This window comes from Kitasatospora sp. NPDC054795 (genome assembly GCF_053611565.1).
In genome coordinates this window covers 62,946-70,407 of sequence record NZ_JBSHAP010000032.1, presented here as the reverse complement: position 1 = coordinate 70,407, position 7,462 = coordinate 62,946, and the positions used below count along the sequence as shown (strand labels likewise).

Sequence of the window (7,462 nt, the reverse complement as noted above, 5' to 3'; positions counted from 1 at the left end):
CGCTCCCCCGCGCCCGGGGGGGGGGCCCCCGCCCGCCGGCCCCCCCCCCCCCCCGGCCGTGTCACGTACGCCGGTTCTCCTGCGCCGAGCTCCGGTGTACGCCCTCCCGACGGGAGGGAGAGCGGTCAGTCGTACCCGCGCGTGCGGAGGGGATGCCTACCCTCCTCAGCGCGAGTCGCTGCCCGCCGACTCGATGGCGGCGCGGCCGGCCTCCAGGCGCGCCACCGGGATCCGGAAGGGGGAGCAGGAGACGTAGTCCAGCCCCACCTCGTGGAAGAAGTGGACCGAGTCCGGGTCGCCGCCGTGCTCGCCGCAGACGCCGAGCTTGAGGTCGGGGCGGGTGGCCCGGCCGGCCTCGACGGCGTGCTTGACCAGCGAGCCGACGCCGTCGCGGTCGATGGTCTCGAACGGGGAGACCCCGAAGATGCCCTTCTCCAGGTAGGCGGTGAAGAACGAGGCCTCCACGTCGTCCCGGGAGAAGCCCCAGACCGTCTGGGTCAGGTCGTTGGTGCCGAAGGAGAAGAACTCGGCGGCCTCGGCGATCTGCCCGGCGGTCACCGCGGCGCGCGGCAGCTCGATCATGGTGCCGAGCTTGATGTCCAGCTGGACGCCGGTGGACCGGGCGACCTCGGCGAGCACCCGCTCGCACTCGTCGCGGACCAGCTCCAGCTCCTGGACGGTGCCGACCAGCGGGATCATCACCTCGGGACGCGGGTCCGCCCCGGCCAGCTTGCGCTCGGCGGCGGCCTCGGCGATGGCCCGGACCTGCATGCCGAACAGGCCGGGGATGACCAGGCCGAGGCGCACACCGCGCAGGCCGAGCATCGGGTTCTGCTCGTGCAGCTTGTGCACCGCCTGGAGCAGGCGCAGGTCGTTCTCGTTCGGGTCCTTGCGGGCCTCGGCGAGGGCGACGCGCACCGACAGCTCGGTGATGTCGGGCAGGAACTCGTGCAGCGGCGGGTCGAGCAGGCGGACGGTGACGGGCAGGCCGTCCATCGCCTGGAAGAGCTCCAGGAAGTCGCCCTTCTGCAGCGGCAGCAGGGTGGAGAGCGCGGCCTCGCGGTCCTTGTCGTTGTCCGCCAGGATCAGGTGCTCGACCTCCTTGCGGCGCTCCTCACCGAGGAACATGTGCTCGGTGCGGCACAGGCCGATGCCCTGGGCGCCGTAGCGGCGGGCGCGCGAGCCGTCCTCGGCGTTGTCGGCGTTGGCGCGCACCGCGAGGCGGCGGCGGCCGTCGGCGTGGGACATCAGCCGGTGCACGGCCTGGACCAGACCGCCCTGGACGTCGGCGCCGGCGTGCAGGGTGCCCTCGAAGTACTCCACCACCGCGGAGGGGAGCACGGGTACCTCGCCGAGGTAGACCTTGCCGGTCGCGCCGTCGATCGAGACGACGTCGCCCTCCTCCAGCACCAGGCCGTCGGCGGTGGTCATCCGGCGGCGCTTGGTGTCGACCTCCAGCTCCTCGGCGCCGCAGACACAGGTCTTGCCCATGCCGCGGGCGACGACGGCGGCGTGCGAGGTCTTGCCGCCGCGCGAGGTGAGGATGCCCTCGGCGGCGATCATGCCGTCCAGGTCGTCCGGGTTGGTCTCGCGGCGGACCAGGATGACCTTCTCGCCGGAGCGGGACCACTTGACGGCGGTGTACGAGTCGAAGACGACCTTGCCGATCGCGGCACCGGGCGAGGCGGCCAGGCCCCTGGCGATCTGCTGCGACTCGGAGTCGGGGGCGAAGCGGGGGAACATCAGCTGCGAGAGCTGACCGCCGGTGACCCGCATCAGGGCCTCGTCCAGGTCGATCAGGCCCTGGTCGACGAGCTGGACGGCGATCCGGAAGGCGGCCGCGGCGGTGCGCTTGCCCACGCGGGTCTGCAGCATCCAGAGCTTGCCGCGCTCGATGGTGAACTCGATGTCACAGAGGTCGCGGTAGTGGTTCTCGAGCTTCTGCATGATCGCCATCAGCTCGTCGTACGACTTCTTGTCGAGCTTCTCCAGCTCGGAAAGCGGCAGGGTGTTGCGGATGCCGGCGACGACGTCCTCGCCCTGGGCGTTGGACAGGTAGTCGCCGTAGACGCCCTGGGTACCGGTGGAGGGGTCGCGGGTGAAGGCGACGCCGGTGCCGGAGTCCTCGCCGAGGTTACCGAAGACCATGCTGCAGACGTTGACCGCGGTGCCCAGGTCGTTCGGGATGCGCTCCTGGCGGCGGTACAGCCGGGCGCGGTCGCCGTTCCAGGAGTGGAAGACGGCGTGGATCGCGAGGTCCATCTGCTCGCGCGGGTCCTGCGGGAAGGCCCGGCCGGTCTCGCGCTCGACGATGCCCTTGAACACCTCGACCAGGCCCCGGAGGTCGGCGGCGTCCAGGTCCAGGTCGTTGACGGTGCCCTTGGCGTGCTTGGCCTCGTCCAGGGCCTCCTCGAACAGCTCGCCGTCGACGCCCAGCACGGTCTTGCCGAACATCTGGACCAGGCGGCGGTAGGAGTCCCAGGCGAAGCGCTCGTTGCCGGACTGGGCGACGAGGCCGGCCACCGAGACGTCGGAGAGGCCGATGTTGAGGACGGTGTCCATCATGCCGGGCATGGAGAACTTCGCGCCGGAGCGCACCGAGACCAGGAGGGGGTTGTCGGCCTGGCCGAGCTTCTTGCCCATCCGCTCTTCGAGGGCGTCCAGGTGGGCGCTGATCTCCTCGTGCAGGGAGGACGGCTCGCTGCCGGTCTCCAGGAAGACCTTGCAGGCCTCGGTGGTGATGGTGAACCCCGGAGGGACGGGGAGGCCCAGGTTGGTCATCTCGGCCAGGTTCGCGCCCTTGCCGCCGAGAAGGTCCTTGAGGTCCTTGTTTCCTTCGGTGAAGGAGTAAACAAACTTCTGCTGGGACGGCACGGGTCGGTCTCCTCGTACGCGGTTGCCCTGACGCCGGAGAACATACCCATTTCGAAGGCACTTCTCTGCCCTGAATAGGCCACCCGAGGCTGGTACCCAGCGGTAACCCGCTAGATCGAAAGCACATAAAGGCGTTCACCTCTGTTGGTGAAATCGTCCGCCTGACGCGAGCAAGCGTTCAATTCTTGAACACAAGCAAACCCGAAGATCGTACGATCCGGACGCACGGTAGCGGCCGCGGGCCGATGGCGTTGCCCCGGCTTGATTTCCTGCACCCGGATCGCCCGATCACCGGCCGGCCGACTTCGGGAAGCGATTCACAGCCGACCTGTCCATTTCGTCCACCGACCGGCCGTCAGCCCCCACCGCATGTGGCAAGCGTCACCAGCGCATCTCACGGGTCGAACGTAGAGCGGCTCCGTCGATCGTCGCACACCGTCCAGAAATGTGCTCTCTCCGTGACATTCGGACGCCGAAAAGGAGCCCTCTTGTCCAGGATGGACAAGAGGGCTGGGACCTAGTGGCAATCGGCCTCACCGGGCCATTTTTGCCGGTCCGTACAGATCATCCGCCAGAGGTGTCCGATTCGGCGTCAACACCCGGTCGGGCGCAGTCGTACGGATCGTCCAACCAGCCCTCCGGCAGGACCACCCGGTTGTTGCCGCTGGTCCGTCCGCGCGGGCCGTCCGCACCGTCCGGCCAGCCCTGGGACTGCTCCACCTGGGAGAGGGTTTCGGCCAGTTCGGCCAACGAGGAGGAGCCGGCCAGCTTCACCCGCAGCTCCGAGCCCACCGAGAAGCCCTTGGTGTACCAGGCGACGTGCTTGCGGAAGTCGGTCACGCCGCGCGCCTCGTCGCCCAGCCACTCGCCGAGCAGCTGCGCGTGCCGCACCATCGCCTCGGCCACGTAGCCGAAGTCGGGGCGGGCGTAGTCCACGTCGCCCTCGAAGATCGCGACCAGGTCCCTGAACAGCCACGGCCGGCCCAGGCAGCCGCGGCCCACCACCACGCCGTCGCAGCCGGTCTCGCGCATCATCCGCAGCGCGTCGTCGGCCGACCAGATGTCCCCGTTGCCCAGCACCGGGATGTGCGCCGGGACGGACTCGCGCAGCCTGGCGATCGCCGACCAGTCGGCCGTCCCGCCGTAGTGCTGGGCGGCGGTGCGCCCGTGCAGGGCGATCGCCGCCACGCCCTCCTCGGCGCCGATCCGGCCGGCGTCCAGGTAGGTGAGGTGGTCGTCGTCGATGCCCTTGCGCATCTTCATGGTCACCGGCAGGTCGCCCGCGTTGGCGACGGCCTCGCGCAGGATCTCGCGCAGCAGGTTGCGCTTGTACGGCAGCGCCGAGCCGCCGCCCTTGCGGGTGACCTTGGGGACGGGGCAGCCGAAGTTGAGGTCGATGTGGTCGGCCAGGCCCTCGTCGGAGATCATCCGGGCGGCCTTGCCGACGGTCCCCGGGTCCACCCCGTACAGCTGGATGGAGCGCGGCTTCTCGCTCGGGTCGAACTTGATCAGCTGCATGGTCTTGGCGTTGCGCTCGACCAGCGCCCGGGTGGTGATCATCTCCGAGACGTACAGGCCCCGGCCGCCGCTCTGCTCACGGCACAGGGTGCGGAACGGCGCGTTGGTGATGCCGGCCATCGGCGCCAGCACGACGGGCGGCCACACCCGGATCGGGCCGATGTCGAGCGGCGCGAACTCGGTGTCGGACGCGGTGGGTGCGGGCGTGGCTGTCATGCGCGGCTGACCTCGGGTGATGGGGACGGGACTCTCCATTGTCCCCCACCCGTCCGCCGCCCGGGTGAGCGGCCGCCGCCCGCTCCGAGGCGCTCCCGCTACGGAGCCGAGGGCGGCACCGACGGCACCGCGGACTGCGCGGGCTCCGCCGGGTCCGCCGGGTCCGCGGGCTCCGGCGGCTCCGAGCTCGCCGGGACGACGGTGATCGACCCGGAGGTGACAGCGGCGTGCAGCCGGTTCGGACTCGCGGAGTCCGCCAGCCCCGTGTCGATCCGGCCGCTGCCGCTGCCGATCTCGCTGGAGACGGCGTACCGGCTGCCCCTCGGCAGGGTCAGCTCCACCGCACCGGAGGTGGCCGTGGCGTCCACCTCGCGCGGGGCCTTCGCGAAGCCCAGCTGCACCGAGCCCGAGCCGACCTGCGCCGTCACCCGCCGCGTGCTCAGGTTGGTGCCCCGCACCTGACCGGAGGTGGCGTGCGCGGACACGTTCCCGGAGGTGTCGAACAGCAGCAGCTCGCCGGAGGTCAGCTCCATCCGCACGTCCCCGCTCAGCCCCTCCACCTGGACGGAGCCGGAGCCCACCGAGCCGGACACCTCGGTCGCCGCCGGCACCTCCAGTTCGATCTCGGCGCCGCAGCCGACGTCCACGAACGGCAGGACCAGCCGACAGTGCATCCCGACCGTCAGCACGTCGCCGTCGAAGACGGTGGACACCACCGGTTTGCGCACCAGCCAGTCCAGGCTCTGCCGGACCACCACGTGGCCCTCCCGGCCGGCCCGCACCTTGACCGAGGCGTTGCCGGTCTCCAACCGGAGCCGGTGGATCGCCACGTCGTACGGCCGGCTGGTGCTGGTCCGCTGCTGCACCGCCATCGACCAGGTCTGCAGTCCGGCCCCGATCATGACCAGCACGATCACGACCGTCCCGGTGGCCCGCCAGGCCTTCACCCCCTTCACCGCTACCCGACCTCCAGGAAGCGCAGCACCGCCATCACCCGGCGGTGGCTGTCCGCGACCGGCGGCAGGTCGAGCTTGGTGAAGATCGAGTTGATGTGCTTGGCCACCGCGCTGTCGCTGACCACCAGCGAGCCCGCGATCGCGGCGTTGGAACGGCCCTCCGCCATCAGGGCGAGCACGTCGCGCTCGCGCGGGGTCAGCTTCTCCAGCGGGTCCCGGTGGCGGCGCACCAGCAGCTGGGCGACCACCTCCGGGTCCAGCGCGGTGCCGCCCTCGGCGACCCGCTGGAGCGCGTCCACGAAGTCGTCGACATTGGCCACCCGCTGCTTGAGCAGGTAGCCGACGCCGCTGGTGTTGGTCGCCAGCAGGTCCGCGGCGTAGCGCTCCTCCACGAACTGGGAGAGCAGCAGGACGGCGGTGTCCGGCCACTGCCGGCGGATCACCATCGCCGCCTTCACCCCCTCGTCGCTGAAGCCCGGGGGCATCCGGACGTCGGCCACCACCACCTTCGGGCGGTGCTCCTCGACGGCGGCCAGCAGTTCGGTGGCGTCCCCGACGGCGGCCACGACCTCGAAGCCCACCGCCTCCAGGACCTTGACCAGGCCGACCCTCAGCAGGACCGAGTCCTCGGCGATCACAGCACGCACGGCAACTCCACGGTGATGGTGGTGGGGCCCCCGAGGGGGCTGAGAACGGACAGCGTGCCGTCGACCGAGGCGGCGCGCTTGCGCAGACCGGTGAGCCCGGTGCCGCGCGAGGGGTCCGCGCCGCCGACGCCGTCGTCGCTGATGACCAGCCGCAGCCGGCCGCCGGCCGTCCGCACCGAGAGGTCGACCCGGTGGGCCCTGGCGTGCTTGGCCACGTTGGTGAGCGCCTCGGAGACGGTGAAGTAGGCGACCGCCTCGACGGTCGGGGCGACCTGCTCGGAGAGAGCCACGTCCAGGCGCACCGGCAGCGGGGCGCGGGCGGCGATGCCGGACAGCGCCGCGTCCAGGCCGCGGTCCTCCAGGACGGCCGGGTGCAGGCCGCGGACCAGGTCGCGCAGCTCGTCGATGGCCGCCTGGGCCTCCTCGTGCGCGTCGACGATCACCTGCATCACCTCGGGCGGCACGTCCTTGAGGGTGCGCCGGGCCAGGCCCAGGTTCATCGCGAGGGAGGTGAGCCGCTGCTGGGCGCCGTCGTGCAGGTCCCGCTCGATCCGGCGGCGCTCGGCGTCCACCGCGTCGACCAGCCCGGCCCGGCTCTCGGCGATCTCCTCGACCCGCCGCTCCAGCGCCTCCGCCCGGTCCGGGCCGAGCAGCCGCCGGGCCACCCACACCTCCAGCCGGGCCAGCTGGGTGCCCGCCAGCGGGAGGACCGCCAGCAGCAGCAACCCGCCGAGGGTGAGCAGGACGTCCTCCCCGGCCAGGCCGGAGCGCACCGCGGTACCGGCGGGCAGCAGCCACATCCAGCCGTACACGGTGGCCAGCACCACGGCGGCCGCCCAGGCGTACAGCACCGCCAACGCGCCCGCCGCCAACAGCGGACCGGCCACCAGGTGGTGGAGGGCCTGGCGCCAGGTCATCCCCAGCAGCCAGGCCTGACGCCCCGTCGGCGGGCGCAGCGGCGGCACCTCCACCCCGTGCAGGGCGCGCAGCCGGCCGCGCTGGAGGGCGGTCAGCGGGCGGGCGCAGAGCAGGACGGCGGCGAGCACCGGGAAGAGCAGCTTCGACTCGGTGACGGCCAGCCAGACCGGCAGCGCCATGGGTATTCCGGCGGCGGTGAAGCGGACGTCCCGCCAGACCTCGGGCGACCACGGTGGGCGCCGGAGGCTCCTGACGAGCGCTCGGCGCAACGTGGTGGAGGACATGCCGAACAGCGTAGGGCCCGGTGATCACGGGCCGCCATGAAGGGGGGTT

The 7,462-nt window shown here is 71.6% G+C and carries 5 protein-coding genes; all 5 read right to left on the bottom strand.

Going from position 1 to position 7,462, the window contains the following annotated elements; all coding sequences use genetic code 11:
• Window positions 1-165: 165 nt before the first annotated feature.
• Window positions 166-2,874, bottom strand: coding sequence for a pyruvate, phosphate dikinase (gene ppdK, locus ACWGJO_RS14440; protein WP_401049659.1), 2,709 nt, complete (start codon window positions 2,872-2,874; stop codon window positions 166-168).
• A 564-nt stretch (window positions 2,875-3,438) separates the two neighbouring features.
• Window positions 3,439-4,608, bottom strand: a complete 1,170-nt coding sequence (gene dusB, locus ACWGJO_RS14435) for a tRNA dihydrouridine synthase DusB (protein WP_452183715.1) — start codon at window positions 4,606-4,608, stop codon at window positions 3,439-3,441.
• Window positions 4,609-4,706: 98 nt separating this feature from the next.
• Window positions 4,707-5,564: a DUF4097 family beta strand repeat-containing protein gene (locus ACWGJO_RS14430; protein ID WP_452183713.1), complete on the bottom strand. Its 858-nt coding sequence runs from the start codon at window positions 5,562-5,564 to the stop codon at window positions 4,707-4,709.
• A gap of 2 nt (window positions 5,565-5,566) precedes the next feature.
• Window positions 5,567-6,211 carry a response regulator transcription factor gene (locus ACWGJO_RS14425; protein ID WP_359902950.1) on the bottom strand — a complete coding sequence of 215 codons (645 nt, stop codon included), beginning with the start codon at window positions 6,209-6,211 and terminating at the stop codon, window positions 5,567-5,569.
• The gene (locus ACWGJO_RS14420) at window positions 6,199-7,413 is read right to left on the bottom strand and encodes a histidine kinase (protein WP_452183712.1); all 1,215 of its coding nucleotides are present in this window, start codon (window positions 7,411-7,413) and stop codon (window positions 6,199-6,201) included. Before ACWGJO_RS14420 ends, ACWGJO_RS14425 begins: the two co-directional genes overlap by 13 nt.
• Window positions 7,414-7,462: the final 49 nt, after the last annotated feature.

Excerpts from the sequence above, each read along its gene's own strand:
- dusB (WP_452183715.1), bottom strand. The coding sequence starts at position 4,608 with ATGACAGCCACGCCCGCACCCACCGCGTCCGACACCGAGTTCGCGCCG.
- ACWGJO_RS14420 (WP_452183712.1), bottom strand. The coding sequence starts at position 7,413 with ATGTCCTCCACCACGTTGCGCCGAGCGCTCGTCAGGAGCCTCCGGCGC.